Genomic DNA, 17,419 nt, shown 5'->3' with positions numbered 1-17,419 from the left:
GCACCGGTTCGCGTCGCGGCAGCCCGTGGCGCGGCTGCCCGACGGGAGTGGCCGCGCGCACCCGCGGGTCTCCTCGTCCGACCACCGGCCGTGGTGCAAGGTGAGCCCGACCCAGCCCGATCGTGCGAGGAGCGGCCCGTGCACCACGTCCTGGTCCCCGGGTGGACCGGCTCCGGGCCGGACCACTGGCAGTCGCACCTGGAACGGACGCTGCCCGGCGCCGTCCGCGTCGAGCAGGTCGACTGGGACCGTGTCGACCGGGACGCCTGGATCGCAGCCCTCGACCGGACGCTGGCCGGGCTGGAGGGCCCGACCTTCCTCATCGGGCACAGCTGCGGGTCGGTGACGATCGCGCAGTGGCTCGCGGAGCGCCGTCCGCGCACCGTCGTGGGCGCGCTCCTCGTCGCGCCCGCCGACGTGGAGAGCGCCGCGGCGCCCGAGGCGATCCGCGGCCAGGCACCACTGCCGCTGCGGGCGCTGCCGGTCCCCACGCACGTGGTCGTCAGTGACGACGACCCGTTCCTCGCGCGGCCCCGGGCGCTCCTGCTCGCCCGGGCCTGGGGCAGCACGATCGAGACCGTCCCCCGGGCGGGTCACATCGCGACGGCCGACGGCTACGGGGTGTGGCCGAGGGCGGCGGCCCTGGTCCGGCAGATGACGCGGCGGCAGCCGACCGGCCGCGTGCCGCAGGCCCCGGGCAGGAGTGGGTAGCCTCCACGGGTGGGCGTGGTGAGCAGGCACGACGTGCGGGTCTCGGGCGTGCCGGGGGCGCAGCCGGTGGTGTTCGCGCACGGGTTCGGGTGCGACCAGCACATGTGGCGGCTCGTCGCCCCGCACTTCGAGGACGCGTTCACCGTGGTGACGTTCGACCACGTCGGCGCGGGCGGTTCGGACGCCTCCGCGTACGACCCGGTGCGGCACGGCTCGCTGCAGGGCTACGCCGACGACGTCCTGGCGATCGTCCGCGAGCTCGACCTGCGGGACGTGGTGCTCGTGGGGCACTCGGTCTCGGCGATGGTCGCGGTGCTGGCGGCGGTGGCCGAGCCCGACCGGTTCGCCAAGCTCGTCCTCGTGGCCCCGTCACCGCGGTACGTCGACGACGACGGGTACACCGGCGGGTTCACCGAGGCGGACATCGCGGAGCTGCTGGACTCCCTCGACAGCAACTACCTGGGCTGGTCGAGCACGATGGCGCCGGCGATCATGGGCAACCCGGACCGCCCGGAGCTGGGCGCGGAGCTCACGGCGAGCTTCTGCCGCGCCGACCCGGAGATCGCCCGCCGGTTCGCGCGCGTGACGTTCCTGTCCGACAACCGCGCCGACCTGGCCGGCGTCACGACGCCGACGCTGGTGCTGCAGTGCACGGACGACGTCATCGCCCCGGTCTCCGTCGGCGAGCACGTGCGCGACGCGATCCCCGGCGCGCAGATGGTGCTGCTCGACGCCACCGGGCACTGCCCGCACCTGAGCGCGCCCGAGGCCACGACGGCCGCGATCGCGGCGTTCCTGCGCGACTGAGCCCCGATGCGCGGACCCGAGGACCCCGCCTTCCAGGAGGCGCTGCACCGCGACGACCCGGGGCTCCTCGACGACCACGCCCCGATCGGATACCTATCGACCACCCCGGACGGCCTGATCGTGCGTGTCAACGCCACGTTCCTCACCTGGACGGGGCACCGTCGCGAGGACCTCGTCGGGCGGCGACGGTTCGTGGACCTGCTGCCCGTCGGCGGCAGGCTCTACCACGAGACCCACTACGCGCCCACGCTCCGGATGCAGGGCAGCGCGCGCGAGATCGCCCTGGAGGTGGTGTGCGCCGACGGCCGGCGCCTGCCCGTGCTGGTGAACTCCGTGCTCGACCGCGACGCGGACGGCACCCCGCGGGTCATCCGCACCGCCGTGCTCGACGCCACCGAGCGCCGCCGGTACGAGCAGGAGCTGCTGGCCGCCCGGCGCCGCGCCGAGGAGTCCGAAGCCCGCGCCGTCGAGCTCGCGCAGACCCTGCAGCAGACCCTCATCCCGCCGACGCCGCCGCACATCCCCGGCCTCGACGTCGCCGCCGCGTACCGGCCCGCGGGCGACGGCCGGCACGTCGGCGGGGACTTCTACGACGTCTTCCAGGTCGCCACCGACGACTGGGTGGTGGCGCTCGGCGACGTGCAGGGCAAGGGCGCCGAGGCGGCCGTCGTCACGGCCCTCGCCCGGTACACCGTGCGCGCGGCATCGGTCGACCACGACGCCCCCAGCGCCGTGCTGCGCACCCTCGACCGTGTGCTGCGCCAGGCGGAGACCGACCGCTTCTGCACCGTCGCCCTGGTCCGCCTGCGCCGCACGGACGACAGCTGGCGGGCGACGATCGCCTGCGGCGGCCACCCCCTGCCCCTGCTGCGCCGCGCCGGCCGCCCGCCGGAGCCCGTCGGCACCCACGGCCCGCTCGTCGGCATCCTGCCCCGGGCCACGTTCACCGACACCGACGTCGACCTCGCCCCCGGCGACGCCCTGGTGCTCTTCACCGACGGTGTCCCCGAGGGCCGGCGCGGCCGCGACTTCTACGGGCCCGACCGTCTCCTGGCCGTCGTCGACGCCCACCGCGGCCCGGCCGCCGACGTCACGGACGCGATCCTCGCCGACGCCATGGCCTTCCAGTCCGACGAGCCCCGCGACGACATCGCCGTCGTCACCATCGCGGTCGCCTGACGCCACGGCCACGTCCGCCTCGGCGCCGCGCACGTCGACAGCCGGGCGCGGCCACCAGATTGCCGGCGACGACGGGTGCGCGACGCGGCTAGGTTCGCCCGCATGACGGAGAGCCAGGAGGACGTGGTCACGCTGTGGCGGCCGACGGGGCCGAACGAGCTCGCGCTCGTCGAGGCCACAGGGTTCCGTCGCTGGCCGCCGCGGTTGCCGGACCAGCCGATCTTCTACCCGGTCCTGAACGAGGACTACGCCGTGCGCATCGCCCGCGACTGGAACGTGCCCGCCTCGGGCGCCGGGTTCGTCACGCGGTTCGACGTGCGGCGCGCGTTCCTCGACCGCTACGACGTCCAGCAGGTCGGCGGCCAGACGATCCTGGAGTACAGGATCCCGGCGGAGGACCTGGAGGAGCTGAACGACAACATCGTCGGCACGATCGACGTCGTCCAGCGCTTCGGGGCAGGCGGCCGCGACTGACTCGGCTACCGCGTCCGGTCGTCCGCACTCCCGCTGAGCCTGGCCCGACGCAGGTCACGGACCGTGAGCAGTGCGGACGCGGCGAACGCCAGGAGCATGGTCATCAGCCACCAGTCGAGCATCCGGGCAGCCACTGCGGCGCCAGCGATCTCGACCGCGGCGACGACGGGCAGCACCTTCTCGCGTGTCGACATCCGACCTGGCCCCCTTCGCGTCGCCACCGTGAGGCGCGGTGCGCCTCACCGCGTGCGTCGTGACCGTCGGGCCACCCCCCAGGTCTACCGCACTGCGATACCGACGCGCGGGCTTTTCGGCGGGATGGGCGCGGCTACGGACGCGGGACGTCCGGCGGGAGCATCGGCCAGTCGGCGGGCGGGTCCTCGCCGACGCGGCCGTCGATCGCCTCGCGCAGCAGGTCCATGTGGCCGGTGTGGCGGCCGTACTCCTCGACGAGGTCGTGCAGGTGGCGGCGGATGCTCGGGCGGGCGCCCTCGAACTCCAGGTGACCCGGCCGGTCGAGGCCGCCGGCGTCCACGAGCTCCTGCATCGTCGCGCGCGACCGTCCCACGGCGGCCGCCCAGATCCCGTAGACCTGCTCCGCGGTCTCGTCGGGGTCGACAGTGAACTGCCAGCGGGCCACGTCGTCCTCGGGCACGGACGACCACGTCACGGGTCGGCGCCCGGCGATGCGCCAGCTGAAGACGTCGTCCTCGCACACCGCCAGGTGCTTGAGCAGCCCGCCGACGCTGAGCTCGGACGTCGGCACCGGGCGACGGCGCAGCTGCTCGACGTCGAGGCCGTCGGCCTTCCAGCGGAACGTCGCACGCAGCCGTTCCAGCGTCCCGGTCAGGTGTTCGACGTCGGTGCCGGCCAGCGGCGGCTCCCACAGCGGATCGGTCACGGCGCTCCCCCTGACGACGACGTTCAACGGTGCGGATCGCACGGTACGCCCGGGCACCGACGTCCCCGCAGCGACAGCGGGCCCGGCGTCGGTTCCGCCGAACGGACGGACGCCGAGAAATCTCCGGACGGCGCCGCCTTCCGGTCGTTAGGGTCGGGGCCATTCAGCGTGTAGCTCAGCAGCAGAGCACCGGGCTTGGGACTCGGAGGGCGCAGGGGCAGCACCTGCCGCGCTGGCTCGGTCCGCCCACCTCGGGCGCACCTCGACGTGCAGCTCAGCAGCAGAGCACCCGGCCTCTCGCCCCCGCAGGGCGCGGGGCCGCACCCGCCGCGTCGGCACCGGGAAGGGGACGACGTTGGACGACGCGTACGCGCTCGCGCAGTGGAACCGCGCCCTCGTCACTGCTGCGACCACGCAGGACCCGGACGTCCGTGGCCGCGCGCGGCGGCGCATGGCCCGGTGGCGCGAGGTGCTCCACGGGATGCGGTCCGGCGAGCTGCGCATCGGGTCGCGCACCCCGGTCCGGGGGCTGCCGGCCTGGGTGACCCCGGAGGTGCTCCGCGGCGGTTTCGCCACCGGCCGCCCCGCCGCGGGCGGCGACCTGAGCACGTTCGAGCGGCAGCTCGCCCACGAGGCAGGACTGCCCGCCGAACGCGGCGCGATCGTCGAGCACGCGCTCACCGCCGACGGGATGCAGCGCCTGTGGGCGGTCCTCGACGCCGGCGGGTACGAGATCGACCTGCCGGAGGCCGCCGCGCTGCTCGTGGTGGCCTGGCTCGTGCGCGAGGGCGACGTCGCGCAGGCTCTCACCGTGGTGGAGGCCCTGCGGCCGCACGCGCACGCCGTCCGGCTCCTGCCCGCGTCGGCCACCGTCCCGGACCGCGACCCCGAGATCGTCTGGCGCGAGGACGCCGCGACCGTGGCCGCCGCGCTGCGCCGCAAGAAGCCCTCGGTGCGCGTCGCGCGGATGAACGGGGTCCTGCAGGTGTGGAACCCGTTCGCGGACGCGCTGCTCGGGCACTGGCTCGCCGTGACGACGGACGGCACGCTCCGCGAACCGTTCAGCACGGCCTGGCTCGACGACGGGCGGGATCTGCTGGCCACGTACGACGACCTCGTCGGCCGGCACGACCCCCCGGCCCGGCTCACCAGCCCGAAGGAGAACGCGGCAGCCCTGCGCCTCGCGCTCGCGGCCGTCACCGGGGGCCGTGACCTCACCGCGCGCGAGCGCGGACGCGTGCTGCTCGCCGTCAGCTCGATGGTCGAGCGCCGCGGTGCGCCGGGCACGCCCGCGCACTCGACGCTGCGGTCGCGCCAGCACGCGCAGGCGGCGCTGCCCACCGTGGCGGCGCTCGCGCACCTGGCGGCCGACCGCCTGGCGGAGGCACCGGGCGACCGGGGCGTCGACGACGTCTCGGAGCTCACCGTGCCGGTGACCGTGGCCGAGGCGGCGGCGTCCGGGCTGCCGTCGGGTGCGCCGATGCCGCGCACCGTCGGCCGGGTGCTGCGACGCGCCCAGGCGGGCACGCTGCACGAGCTGGTCGACGCCGGCGTCATCACGTCGGCCGAGCTGCTGGCGACGATGGTCCCGCAGGTGACGGCGCAGGTCGTGGCGGAGCAGTACGACGACCCGCGGCTGCGCGTGCTCGTGGCGCGCTCGTACGAGGCGTTCCGGCGGCGACGCTCCGTGCTGCTGCTCGACCTGCAGCAGCAGGTCCGCGCGGAGGAGCTGCCGTGGGTCGCGGCCGTCGCCACGCGCCGGCGGGAGACGTCGGCGACCCGTGACGTGGCACGGGCGACGTTCCTGCGGCTCGCCGACGAGGCGGTCACGCACTGGCCCGGTTCCCTGCTGCCCAACCCCCTGGTCACGGAGCTCGAGGCCCTCGCCGCGTCCGCGGACCCCCCGGTACCCCTGGTGCAGGAGATCGCCGCGGACATCTTCGAGGGCCGGTTCTCGCGCAGGTACGTGGCGGCGTTCGAGCTCGCAGCGTCCAGCCTGCGGGGATCGACGTACGCCCGGTACTACGGGATCGACGACGACGCGGTCGCCGCGGTGCGTGGCACGGACCGCCCGGGCGAGGCGTTCGCCCGGCTGTGCGCGGACCGGGCGGACCTTCCGGGCCACGGCTGGTGCGTCGTCTGCCACGGCATGACGCTGGAGCAGGCGCAGATCCTCACCACGCACAACCTGGCCGTGCTGCGGGACGCGGGGCTCGAGCCGCGCGACGGCTGGCGGTCCACGGCCGAGAGGGCGTTCGCGCACGTCGCGGCGCTCGTGGCGCGGCTGGACGGCAACCGGCAGCCGAACCGGACGCTCAAGGACGTCGCCTACGCCTGGCGGCAGACGGTGTTCTTCGTCGCCCAGCTCGACGCGGTCGAGCAGACGAGGTTCGTCGAGCGGGCGCGCACCGAGGCGCACGCACGCTCGGAGTTCGCCCGGGTGCGGCTGCTCGTGCTGCTGGACGGCCTCGCCCGGCCGGGGTCGATGGCGCCGCTGCACGGCTGGGGTCACGGACGGCACTGGCTCCTCGGCGCGGTCGCCGGGTAGTCCGCCCGCAGCGAACGGCGCCACAAAGAGGCAGACACCCCCGGATCCCGATGCTCCAATCGGGCGATGAGCACCGACGCCGTCGACGCCCCGCCGCCCGTCCCGCTGCGCTGGCAGAACATCGCGGTGCTGTGGGGGTTCGTGCGCCCGCACATGCGCACGGTCGTGCTCGGCACGGTGCTGGGCCTGGGGGCGACGGCCACGGCGCTGACCATGCCGATGGCGACCAAGTGGGTGCTCGACACCCTCGGCACGGGCGTGTCGCTGCGGGGGCCGGTCGCGCTGCTCGTCGGGCTGCTGGTTCTCGGGTCGATCACGGGGATGATCCAGTGGATCGTGCTGGGGCGGCTGGCCGAGAACATCGTGCTCGACGCCCGCCTGGCGCTGGTCGGGCGGATGCTGCGGGGTCGGCTCGGCGACGTGCAGCGCCGCACCCCCGGCGAGCTCGTCACCCGGGTCACCTCGGACACGGTGCTGCTGCGCGAGGCCGCGTCGTCGAGCATCGTCCAGCTCGTCAACGGGCTGGTGTCGCTGGCCGGGACGGTGATCCTCATGGCGGTGCTCGACGTGCCGCTGCTGCTGTCGACGCTCGGGGCGATCGTCGTCGTCGCCGTGCTCATGGGGTTGCTGCTGCCGCAGATCGGGGTCGCGCAGCGCAAGGCGCAGGAGTCCATCGGCAACGTCGGCTCGACGCTGGAGGGTGCGCTGCGGGCGCTGCGGACCGTCAAGGCCAGCGGCGCCGAGGACAGGCAGGCCGAGCAGGTGACCGTGCAGGCCCGCGAGTCCGCCCGGCACAGCATCCGGGCGGTGTACGTCACGGCGTTCGCGTGGACGATCGCCGGCGGCGGCATCCAGCTCGCGATCATCGTGATCCTCGGCGTCGGTGCGTGGCGCGTCGACGCCGGGACGCTGGAGGTGTCGACGCTCATCGCGTTCCTGCTCTACGCGTTCAACATCGTCGACCCCATCACCACCCTCACGCAGGTGTTCACGCAGCTGCAGTCGGGCGTCGCGGCCGCCGCGCGCATCCGCGAGACCGAGTCCATCCGCATCGAGGACCTCACGGCCGGCCGCGACCACCCCGAGCCCGCCGGCACCGACGGCGCCCCGCCCGTCCTCGCGCTGGAGGGCGTGCGCCTCACGTACCCCGGGGCCACCGGCCCGGCCGTCGACGGGGTCGACCTGGCCGTGCCGCGCCGCGGCCACACGGCCCTGGTCGGCCCGTCCGGCGCCGGCAAGACGTCGGTCATCTCGCTGCTGCTGCGCTTCCTCGAGCCCGACACCGGCACCCTGCGCCTGGACGGCGTGCCGTACGACGAGCTGAGCATCGCCACGGTGCGTGCCCGGTTCGCGTACGTCGAGCAGGAGACCCCGCTGCTGTCCGGCACGGTCCGCGACAACCTCACGTTCCGCTACCCCGAGGCCACCGACGACGAGATCTGGGAGGCCCTGCGCGCCGTGGGCCTGGAGGCGACGGTCCGCGCGCTGCCCGAGGGCCTCGACACGCCCGTGCAGGCCACCGACCTGTCCGGCGGCGAGCGTCAGCGCGTCGCCCTCGCGCGCGCGGTGGTCCGCCGCCCCGCGGTGCTGCTGCTCGACGAGGCGACCGCCCAGCTCGACGGCCTCACCGAGGTCGCCGTGCAGGACGTCATCCGCCGCACCGCCCGCGACGGCGCCGTCCTGACCATCGCGCACCGCCTGTCCACGGTGGTCGACGCCGACCAGATCCTCGTCCTCGAGGCCGGCCAGGTCCGAGCCCGCGGCACCCACGCCGAGCTCCTCGCCACCGACGACCTCTACCGCGAGCTCGTCGCCGCCCTCCGCATCGCCGAGTCGGAAGCCTCACCCGACGAGCGTCTGCCCGAGGTCGCGCCGACGTCGTCGTGACGACGGGCGCCGGTGCTCGACGTCGGCATGCGGCGAGGAGCATGATGCGGCCGCATGAGCAGTGACACTCCCGCCGGGTTCGTCCGTGGCAACGACCGACTCGCCGCGTACCTCACCGACCCGGAGATCCGTGAGGACGTCGCACACATCCGCGTCGCGATGGCAGCCGAGGACGACGCGTAGACCAGCCCGAGCCGCACGCTCAGACCACGCCCTCCGGGGCGAGGGCGTCGGTGAGGAGGCTGACGAGGGCGTCGAGCTGGACGTTCGTCGACGAGTCGGTCTCGTCCTCCTCGGCGCCGTCGAGCGCGCGGGCGGCGAGGCCGGACTTGCTGTCGATGAGCTCGGCGATCTTCGAGTCGATGGTCTGCGCGGCGATGATCCGCCACGCGGTGACCGGCTCGGACTGGCCGATGCGGTGGATGCGGTCGATGGCCTGGGTCTGCTCGGCGTCGGTCCAGGAGAGCTCGGCGAGCACCAGGTTGGACGCGACCTGCAGGTTCAGGCCCACGCCCGCGGCCATGAGCGAGCACACCGCGATCGAGACCTCGGGGTCCTCGGTGAACGCGGTGATGTTCTTCTCGCGGGCCTTCGGCGTCTGGTCGCCGCGGATCGACGCGTAGCGGATGCCCCGCTCGGCGAACGTCTGCTCGGCCTGATCCATGACGTCGACGTGCTTGGCGAAGAACACGACCTTGCCGACGTTGCGGGCCAGCTGGGCGGCGTAGTCGGCGGCCAGCCCGGCCTTGGCCTGGCCGATGCGCCGGACCATGGTGAAGACGTTCTCGCCCTTGGCCTTGGAGCTGGAGTCCTTGAGCTCGGCGGCCGCGACCCGGCGGGCGAGCTCGAGGTCGACACCGGCCACGGCGGACTCGCCGCGCGCCTCCACGGCGGCCTGGTAGCGCTGGACGAGGCGGCGGGTGAGCACCTCCCCCGCGGCGCGGATGGAGCGGCCCACGGCCCCGTCGAGCTCGACGGGCAGGTCCGCGACGCGGCGGGCGGGGATGTCGTCGACCACGTCGACCTTGCGACGACGCACGACGCCCATGTCGATCACGGCCGAGCGCGCGGCGGCGGCGAAGCCCCGGTCGGCGGGCGTCAGACCCGTGTCCTCCAGCGCGTTCATCAGCGGGCCCAGCGGCTGGGTGTCGTCGATCCAGCCGAGGAACTGCCAGATCGCGCGGAAGTCCTCGATGTCGTTGATCAGCGGCGTGCCGGTCAGCGCCATGAGCAGCGGCCGGGCGGTGCGCTCGCGGATCCGCTCGGAGATCGCCAGCACGTGCTGGGAGCGCTGCGAGGTCTTGTTCTTGATGAAGTGCGCCTCGTCGACGACCATGCCGCGGAACCCGTGCTCCCCGAGCCACCCGACGTGCCGGTCGAGGATCTCGTAGTTCACGATGACCACGTCGGCGAACCCGTCGACCTGCTCGCCGTCGCCGTGCACGACCGTCGCCCGGCGCAGCGGCATCCACATGCCCACCTCGTGCGCCCAGTTGGTCTTGACGACGTTGGGGGCGACGACGAGCAGCGGGAACGCGTCGGCGGCCTGCGCGGCGAGCAGCGCCTGCGCGGTCTTGCCGAGCCCGGGCTCGTCGGCGAGCAGGAACGTGCGGTGCCCGCGGGTGGTGGCGGCCACGACCTGCGACTGGTGCGGCATGAGCTCGCGGCCCATGAGTCCCGGCACGGGGCGCGGGTCGGGCAGCGGCATGCACGCCGGCGCACCCGGCCCGGCCTGCTCGAACGAGCGGAACAGCGGCTCCAGCAGCTCCCACCCGGCCAGCCGCCGCGGCTTGGCGGCGACGCGCTGGGCGGCGGCCTCGAAGTCGGGGGCGAGGAACGGGTTGGCGAGCTGGCGCGAGAGCACCGACCGCGGCACGACACGCTTCTCCGCGCCCGGCGTGGGCGTCGGGGCGGGGCGCGCGGGCTCCGGGTCCTCGGTGGGCTCCAGCCCGCCGGCGCGCATCACCGTGGCCTTGTAGACGCGGGCGGCGTCGGAGACCCGGGCGTCCTCGGCCAGCAGCTCCAGCAGCGACGTGTCGCGGGCGGCGATGCGGGCGAGCTGCGTGGCGACCCCGTCGAGCCGCTTGAGCTGCTCGGCCTTGCGCCCCTGCGTCAGCGTGGCGTCGCCCATGACGCGGGCGCGCTCCTCGCGCACGATCAGCGCGACCACCTGGAACTTGGTGCGCGTGCCCGGCTTCATCGGCGGCCGCGCGACGGCGTTCTCCACCTCGCGCGCGACGTCGGCCAGCACGGGGACGATCCCCCGCTCGGCGGGCCGCTGCGCCCGACCGCCCGCGGGTCGCCGGCCGCCGGGCTCGGCGCTCGCGCGACCGGACCGACGCTGCCCTGCTCGCGCCACATCTCCTCCTTCTGCCTCCCCCGGCACGGACGCAGCGCGCCGTGCGACGGGCATGCCCGAGCGGGACGGGCGCGGGGTCCTCGGGCAGCGTCCTGCTGCCGTCGCCTGCCGCGACGCGCTCGGGTACGACGGGCGTCGACCGGCCGGCGGTGCCTGGTGCCCACACGCCGCGGTCCGCTTCCGTGACCCCGGCACACCTTCTCACGGCGAGGCCCCCACGGGCACCGGGTGACGGGCACTCGCCGTGAGACGTCCGCCGCACGCACGACGACGGCGCCGCACCCGGAGGGGGGTGCGGCGCCGTCGTCCTGCGCGGCGTGGAGCCGGGGTCGGATCAGGTCAGCTGCAGGACAGTGCCCCCGGGGCGGGTGCGCTGCCGTTGCCGATGAACCCGAAGGTGGTGGTCTGGCCGGCGGCGACCGACCCGTTGTAGGCGGCGTTGCTCACGACACCGTTGGCGAGGACGCCGTTCCACACGTTGCTGGTCGACACCCCGGCGGGCAGGGTGACGCGCCAGCCGTTGATCGACGACGTGCCGGCCCGCACCGTGACGGTGGCCTGGTAGCCGCCGCCCCAGCTGTTCGCGATCGCCAGGCTCGCCGAGCACGTGCCCGTCGGGGGCGGCGTCTGGGTGGGCGTGGGCGTCGGGGTGGCGGTCGGCGTCGGCGTCCCGGTGGGCGTCGGCGTGGGGGTGGGGGTCGGCGTCGGGGTGCCGGTGCCGCCCGCGTTCAGCGTGTTGAGGACGCTGGTGTACGCGGCCTTCTTGTTGCCCGCGCCGTCGAACAGCAGCGGGGTGCCCGAGGCACGCCACGAGTCCGTGTCACGCACGCCCCACACCGTGATGCCCGTGCAGCGCGCGACGTTGAGGCAGGCCTGCACCACGCGGCGGTAGTTCTCCGCCTGCGCGGCGCCCGAGCCCTCGATGTCGAGCTCGGTGATCTGCACGTCCACACCCAGCGCCGCGAAGGAGGAGAGGGTCGTCTGGTAGTTGCTCGGCACCGGGCTCTGCGGGTTGAAGTGCGACTGCAGGCCCACGCAGTCGATCGGGACGCCCCGCGCCTTGAAGTCGCGGACCATGGTGTAGACCGCCTGCGTCTTCGCGTGGGTCCAGTCGTCGGTGTTGTAGTCGTTGTAGCAGAGCTTGGCGTTCGGGTCGGCGGCGCGTGCGGCGCGGAACGCGGCCTCGATCCAGTCGTTGCCCGTGCGCTGCAGGTTCGAGTCACGCCGGGCACCGGACGAGCCGTCGGCGAAGGCCTCGTTCACCACGTCCCAGGAGTGGATCTTGCCCCGGTAGTACGTGGCGACCTGGGTGACGTGGTTGAGCATCGCGTTGCGCAGCGCCGTGCCGGACATGTTCTGCATCCAGCCCGGCTGCTGGGAGTGCCACGCCAGCGCGTGACCGCGCACCTGCTTGCCGTTCTGCCGGGCCCAGTTCACGATCCGGTCGCCCTGGGTGTAGCTGAACTGCCCCTGCGACGGCTCGGTGGCGTCCATCTTCATCTCGTTCTCGGCCGTGATCATGTTGAACTCACGGTTCGCGATCGTCGAGTACGTCGAGTCCGACAGCCGGCTCGCCGCGATCGCGGTGCCGAAGTACCGCCCGCTCTCGCCCGCAGCCGCCTGCAACGTGCTGCCCGCAGCAGCAGCCGGCATCGCCAGGGTCACGGCCAACGTGGTCGCGGCCAGGCCGCCCACGAACGCGCCCAGCCGGCGACGTCGGGTCCTCAGGTCGGGGTTCGTCATCGATCCCTCCTCAGTGGTCGAAGCGCCGGCAGCAGCCGGCGCCCCACCCTGAGCGCCTGACCTGGAGGGGGTCAACAGACGGACGCGGTCCAGATAGTTTCGATCGCCGACCCGAAACGCTTATTCACTCGTGCGGGTGACGCTGGCACCGGTTTAGCCGCCGATTCCCGGCCTGGCGACCGCACGTCGCCATGGGTAGGTCGCCCTCTCCCGACCCGACCAGCGACACTTTCGACGATCGAGGGATCGACCAGGCGCCAGAGCGAGATCACCAAGCGGTACCGCCCCAGACGACGAGCCATCCCGCTCCTCCGCCGTCCGAGATGACTCACTCGACCTCGCGCGCTCGACTAGTGAGCAACTGGCTGCGGCGAGCGTGGCGTGACCACCAGACTGTCCTCATGGGGTTCTGGAGCAAGCTGTTCGGAAAGTCGGTCGACGTTACGGCGCCGGTAGCGACGGCCAGTCCCGCGAGACCTGTGGTCGTCGTGGCGTTCCGTGAGCTAACGAAGCCCGACCCGTTGCGCGGATTCTCTCCCGACCGCGGGTACGCGTACATCTGGCCGTTTTCTCAGGAGCCCCAGGTAGGGCAGTGGGCGGTGGCGCCAGGGACGGACGGACCAGCGACAGTCATCGTGGGAGCGATCGGGCTGCCATCCAGCGCGCGGGGGATGGAGTTGAAGCAGTTGTCTCAGCTGATTGCACCCGAGGCTGTTCAGCGCGCCCGGGATGAGGCGGCTGCCGCTGTGAGCGCGCCGGTGCGCGGCTGGAACGACAACCTCCGCGAAGTCGAGCGAGGGCAGGCGTGGGGACCTGTCGAGGTCGACGACGAGCACAACCACCGCGACCAGGTCGCGCGGATCTTCCACTCCCTCGGATACACCGAGGGAGGCATCACCTTTCAGAAGGCCCGGCTGCTCCCGGAAGCACGTGACCGCGTCCGGGTGGAGGTTCTGGGCGAGGCGGTCGGGTACGTCGGATCGGACCACGCCTCGATGGTGTCGAACTCCGTCGCGCGCATCGGGCAGGGCAACGTCGCGGTCATTGGCGCGCGCATCTGGGCCACGGCCGAGGACGGCACCTGGCGCTCACGCGTGACGCTCGAACACGGCGCTTCCGGCCGGGAGCGGGATCACCGCGCAGAGCGGCTGGCGGCGGAGCGCCACGAGCAGGAGCAGGCAGAGAAGGCCGAAGCGCGCCAGACCCGTGAGCGAGAGAGGGCCGCGAAGCAGGAGCGGGAATCAGCCGCGCGGGCCGCTGGCTCGTTCGACGACGAGCACTGGTCGACACGCAAGACGCTCATTGCCCAACTGAAGAAGGAAGGCAGGAGTGCGGAAGCTGTCACTCTTCTCGAACGCTGCGTGACGGCCGCGGAAGCCGAGGCAGGCATCCGCGGCGGAGTCCCGGAGCAGTGGCCCACGACGCAGCTGGGGATGATCCTGCGCGCGAACAAGGATTCGACTGCTGAGCTCGCCCTTCTTGAGCGTTACGCCGCCGCTTGCGGGGACGGGCCTCTACCCGATCGGATCGCTGCCCACCTGGAGCGGGCGCGAGGAAGCAGATGAGCCCGAGTCGTCGCGGATGGACGCTGGCGGCGGGCAGTTCGCTGGAGAGAGAGAGTGAGCTCGGCGTCGCGGACGTCAGGGCGTGTGCACCGCGTCGACGGCGATGGTGACGACGACGCGCTGCCCTCCGCCCGGGCCCCCGAACCCGGGGTAGGGCCTGCCCAGGTACTTGGTCGACAGCCCGTCGAGGTGCTCACGCGCGCCGTCGGTGCTCATGGACAGCACGCGCCCGCGGATCCCCCACGAGCGCAGCGGGCTCGCCGGGTCGGCGAGCCCGAGGGCCACGCGGCTGTCGCGGGCCATGTTGCGGGCCTTCTGGTGGGTGTCGACGGTGTTGATGACGACGTGCTCGCCGTCGGTGTCCACCCAGGTCTGGCTGACCTGCGGGGAGCCGTCGGGCATGAGGGTCGTGACGAAGCAGATGGCCTTGGCGCGCAGGACGTCGGTCAGCGGGTGCGGCAGGGTCATGGAGGGCCCTCTCAGGTGCTCTCGGTGGCGTAGAGGCGGTCGACGACGTCGTCCGTCGGTGCGGGTGCAGGCAGCCGGGCGTGCTGCAGCCCGGCGAGCGCGACGGCCAGGGCACGCCGCCACAGGTCGGGCGCGACGCCCCGCGAGGCGTCCATGACGCTGCCCACCATGAGGTGGACGGCGACGAGGTCGGCCGAGGTGACGCCGTCGGGCACCTGCCCGGCGCGCACGGCCCGGGCGAGGACCGAGCGCACGACCGGCGTCATGCGCTCGTGCGCGCGGTGCGCGATCGCGTACGAGCCCTTCTGGCCACGCAGGATCTGACCGAGCGCCCGGTCGGCGGCCTCGAGCTCGAGCTGGCGCTCGAGGAACGTGGTCAGCGCCTGCCAGGCGTCCTCCTGCTCCGCGGCCTCCTCGGCCATGCGGCACACGGCGTCGACGTGCTCGCCGAAGAGCGCGTCGACGAGGTCCTGGCGGTCCGGGAAGCGCCGGTACACGGTGCCCATGCCGGTGCCGGCGGCGCGCGCGATCTCCTCGTACGAGACGTCGAGCCCGCGCTCGGCCATGAGGTCGCGAGCGGTGTCGAGCAGGAGCCGACGGTTGCGTTCGGCGTCGCGGCGCAGCGGTCCGGCGGAGGTGGGCATGCGGCGACCGTACAGAAACGGAAGACCGACTACCAAGTTGAAGGACTCTTCCGTTTGTGGTCGACTGCGTCACCACCCCCGAGCACCACCGGACGCTGGAGGCCTCATGACCGCCGCACCGCCCCCCGACGACGCCGTGCTGCCGCACCCGATCCGGGTCCCGGACGCCGACCTGGAGCAGCTCAGGACCCGCCTGTCCACCACCCGCTGGCCCGACGACGCGACGGCCGACGGCCAGGGACCGCGGCTCGCCCGCATCCAGGAGCTGTGCACCTACTGGGCAACGGGCTACGACTGGCGACGGTGCGAGGACGACCTCAATGCCCTCGGCTCCTCCCGCACGGTCGTCGACGGCCTCGGCATCCACCTCCTGCACGTGCGCTCCCCCGAGCCCGACGCCCGACCCCTGCTGCTGTGCCACGGCTGGCCCGGGTCCGTGCTGGAGTTCCGTCGGATGATCGGCCCCCTCACCGACCCCGTCGCGCACGGCGGCCGGGCCGAGGACGCGTTCCACGTCGTCATCCCCTCGATGCCCGGCTTCGGGTTCTCCGACAAGCCCACCGGCACGGGCTGGGGCCCGGCGCGCATCGCCGACGCGTGGATCACGCTGATGCACCGCCTCGGGTACGACGCGTGGTTCGCCCAGGGCGGCGACTGGGGCGCCGCCGTCGTCGACGCGATCGGCCGCCGACCGGACTCGGGCTGCGTGGGGCTGCACTTCAACTTCCCCCTCGTCTTCCCCAGCCCGCAGGAGCTCGACGAGGCCACGCCCGAGGAGCGGCAGATGGCCGCCCGGGCGCAGCGGTACGCCACCGAGCAGGACGCCTACGCCCGCGAGCAGACCACCCGCCCGCAGACCATCGGGTACTCGCTGGCCGACTCCCCCGCCGGCCTCGCCGCGTGGATCTACACGCTCTTCGAGGACGTCGCCGACCACCACGGCTCCCCCGAGGACGTCATCGACCGCGACGAGATCCTCGACGACGTGATGCTCTACTGGCTGCCCAACGCCGGCGCCTCCGCCGCGAGGCTCTACTGGGAGTCCCGCCAGGAGCAGGCGCACGGCACCAGCCCAAGCGGCCCCGGCCCGACGCCGGCCGGTTTCAGCATCTTCCCCGGCGAGGCCGTGCAGGCGTCCCGCCGATGGGTCGAACGCCGGTACGCGACGGTCCTGCACTACGAGCAGCTCGGCCGCGGAGGCCACTTCGCCGCCCTCGAGCAGCCCCTGGTGCTGACCGAGCAGATCCGCACCACCTTCCGCGAGCTCCGCCGCACCACGTGAACCGGACGGTGGGGGCGCCGGCCGTGACCGCCGACGGGTCGACGATCAGGACAGCGCCTCCGCCAACCAGAACACCTCCCCGCAGTGCGGGCACGGGACCCGCCCGAACAGCTGCCGCAGCTCCCCCGCCACCCCCTCGTGCCCGTGCACCCGGCACAGCTCCAGAAGCCGCGCCTCCGCCGCGCCCATCTCGCCGGGCTCCGCCTCGCGCACGGCGATGCCGTCGGCCTCCCCCTCCCCGTCCACGACGACGAGCACCCCGTCAACCACCTCCACGCACGCCGGCTCCGCGCACGACGGGCAGTCGACCTCGATCTCCCCGTCGACCAGGGCGTCGAGGTGCGACGACCACACCCCCAGGTCTTCGACGGCGGCCACGGCCAGCAGCGTCCAGATCACGTCGGTGCGTGCCTCGACGAGCCGCACCTTGCGCCACGCGAGCTCCCGCAGCGCGGCGATCTCCACCGCGTGCTCGCCTCGCTCCGACCCCGCACCGGCCGGCGCGTCCATCGCCCCGATGATCGCCGCCGCGAGGTGCAGCGCAGGATCCACCGCCACGTCGGGCCGCGACCGCGCCATCCCCACCAGCGCAGGCAGCGCCGCGTAGCTCGCCGGCGCCACCGACCCCTGGTGGCACAGCCGCGACCACAGCTCGTCCCAGACCGGCGCCCGCATGTCCGTCACCTCAGCGGCCTGGGCCAGCAGCCGCGGCACCTCGTCCGCCCTCCCGTACACGTCCACCATGTCAGCCCACTCAGTCACGGCTCCGAGCCAACCACCACGCCCGTCCGCGCGGGACTGATCGAGCGAAACTCGACCTGGTGCGGTCGTGATCGCTTCCCGCATCCGAC

At 73.6% G+C, this 17,419-nt stretch carries 16 protein-coding genes and 1 tRNA gene; 10 read left to right on the top strand and 7 right to left on the bottom strand.

Annotated features, from left to right (window positions below; all coding sequences use genetic code 11):
- The first annotated feature begins 138 nt into the window (after positions 1 to 138).
- From BKA21_RS20240 to BKA21_RS14625, 4 genes are all read left to right on the top strand, one after another.
- The gene (locus BKA21_RS20240; protein ID WP_140459715.1) at positions 139 to 711 is read left to right on the top strand and encodes an RBBP9/YdeN family alpha/beta hydrolase; all 573 of its coding nucleotides are present in this window, start codon (positions 139 to 141) and stop codon (positions 709 to 711) included.
- A gap of 15 nt (positions 712 to 726) precedes the next feature.
- A complete protein-coding gene (locus tag BKA21_RS14635) occupies positions 727 to 1,518 on the top strand; it encodes an alpha/beta fold hydrolase (RefSeq protein ID WP_373308248.1) in 792 nt (263 codons plus the stop codon).
- Between the two features lie 6 nt (positions 1,519 to 1,524).
- Entirely contained in the window at positions 1,525 to 2,697 is a 1,173-nt protein-coding gene (locus tag BKA21_RS14630) for a PP2C family protein-serine/threonine phosphatase (protein ID WP_140459713.1), read from the top strand.
- Between the two features lie 102 nt (positions 2,698 to 2,799).
- Positions 2,800 to 3,171, top strand: a complete 372-nt coding sequence (locus tag BKA21_RS14625; protein WP_140459712.1) for a hypothetical protein — start codon at positions 2,800 to 2,802, stop codon at positions 3,169 to 3,171.
- Positions 3,172 to 3,176: 5 nt separating this feature from the next.
- Here BKA21_RS14625 and BKA21_RS14620 read toward each other — a convergent pair whose 3' ends face one another.
- Together BKA21_RS14620 and BKA21_RS14615 are read right to left on the bottom strand one after the other, a co-directional pair.
- A complete protein-coding gene (locus BKA21_RS14620; protein ID WP_140459711.1) occupies positions 3,177 to 3,365 on the bottom strand; it encodes a hypothetical protein in 189 nt (62 codons plus the stop codon).
- A 134-nt stretch (positions 3,366 to 3,499) separates the two neighbouring features.
- The gene (locus BKA21_RS14615) at positions 3,500 to 4,072 is read right to left on the bottom strand and encodes a mycothiol transferase (RefSeq protein ID WP_140459710.1); all 573 of its coding nucleotides are present in this window, start codon (positions 4,070 to 4,072) and stop codon (positions 3,500 to 3,502) included.
- A gap of 164 nt (positions 4,073 to 4,236) precedes the next feature.
- Between BKA21_RS14615 and BKA21_RS14610 the strand changes: the two genes are divergently transcribed.
- From BKA21_RS14610 to BKA21_RS19680, 4 genes are all read left to right on the top strand, one after another.
- Positions 4,237 to 4,308, top strand: a tRNA-Pro gene (locus BKA21_RS14610).
- Positions 4,309 to 4,427: 119 nt separating this feature from the next.
- Positions 4,428 to 6,620 carry a hypothetical protein gene (locus BKA21_RS14605; protein WP_140459709.1) on the top strand — a complete coding sequence of 731 codons (2,193 nt, stop codon included), beginning with the start codon at positions 4,428 to 4,430 and terminating at the stop codon, positions 6,618 to 6,620.
- 66 nt (positions 6,621 to 6,686) lie between these two features.
- Positions 6,687 to 8,507 (top strand): ABC transporter ATP-binding protein, encoded by a 1,821-nt coding sequence (locus tag BKA21_RS14600; protein ID WP_140459708.1) that lies wholly within the window; start codon positions 6,687 to 6,689, stop codon positions 8,505 to 8,507.
- A 54-nt stretch (positions 8,508 to 8,561) separates the two neighbouring features.
- A complete protein-coding gene (locus BKA21_RS19680; protein WP_257023429.1) occupies positions 8,562 to 8,690 on the top strand; it encodes a hypothetical protein in 129 nt (42 codons plus the stop codon).
- A gap of 19 nt (positions 8,691 to 8,709) precedes the next feature.
- On the opposite strand, the gene BKA21_RS14595 is transcribed toward BKA21_RS19680, so the two are convergent.
- Positions 8,710 to 10,866: a DEAD/DEAH box helicase gene (locus BKA21_RS14595; RefSeq protein ID WP_239073044.1), complete on the bottom strand. Its 2,157-nt coding sequence runs from the start codon at positions 10,864 to 10,866 to the stop codon at positions 8,710 to 8,712.
- Positions 10,867 to 11,205: 339 nt separating this feature from the next.
- Positions 11,206 to 12,609 carry an endo-1,4-beta-xylanase gene (locus BKA21_RS14590; RefSeq protein ID WP_179625387.1) on the bottom strand — a complete coding sequence of 468 codons (1,404 nt, stop codon included), beginning with the start codon at positions 12,607 to 12,609 and terminating at the stop codon, positions 11,206 to 11,208.
- 401 nt (positions 12,610 to 13,010) lie between these two features.
- Here BKA21_RS14590 and BKA21_RS14585 point away from each other — a divergent pair, with 401 nt between their 5' ends.
- Entirely contained in the window at positions 13,011 to 14,174 is a 1,164-nt protein-coding gene (locus BKA21_RS14585) for a hypothetical protein (RefSeq protein ID WP_140460605.1), read from the top strand.
- Between the two features lie 75 nt (positions 14,175 to 14,249).
- On the opposite strand, the gene BKA21_RS14580 is transcribed toward BKA21_RS14585, so the two are convergent.
- Both BKA21_RS14580 and BKA21_RS14575 read right to left on the bottom strand, forming a co-directional pair.
- Positions 14,250 to 14,642, bottom strand: coding sequence for a TIGR03618 family F420-dependent PPOX class oxidoreductase (locus BKA21_RS14580; protein WP_140460606.1), 393 nt, complete (start codon positions 14,640 to 14,642; stop codon positions 14,250 to 14,252).
- A gap of 11 nt (positions 14,643 to 14,653) precedes the next feature.
- A complete protein-coding gene (locus BKA21_RS14575; RefSeq protein ID WP_140460607.1) occupies positions 14,654 to 15,286 on the bottom strand; it encodes a TetR/AcrR family transcriptional regulator in 633 nt (210 codons plus the stop codon).
- A 106-nt stretch (positions 15,287 to 15,392) separates the two neighbouring features.
- On the opposite strand from BKA21_RS14575, the gene BKA21_RS14570 reads away from it, so the two are divergent.
- Complete coding sequence (locus BKA21_RS14570) at positions 15,393 to 16,568, top strand: epoxide hydrolase family protein (protein ID WP_140460608.1); 1,176 nt, start codon at positions 15,393 to 15,395, stop codon at positions 16,566 to 16,568.
- Positions 16,569 to 16,613: 45 nt separating this feature from the next.
- Here BKA21_RS14570 and BKA21_RS14565 read toward each other — a convergent pair whose 3' ends face one another.
- A complete protein-coding gene (locus tag BKA21_RS14565) occupies positions 16,614 to 17,330 on the bottom strand; it encodes a hypothetical protein (protein ID WP_140460609.1) in 717 nt (238 codons plus the stop codon).
- Between the last annotated feature and the right edge of the window lie 89 nt (positions 17,331 to 17,419).

This window comes from Cellulomonas oligotrophica, assembly GCF_013409875.1.
Taxonomy (GTDB): domain Bacteria; phylum Actinomycetota; class Actinomycetes; order Actinomycetales; family Cellulomonadaceae; genus Cellulomonas; species Cellulomonas oligotrophica.
Note: the sequence above shows the minus strand (reverse complement) of the source record. Positions and strands in the feature narration are given on the sequence as shown.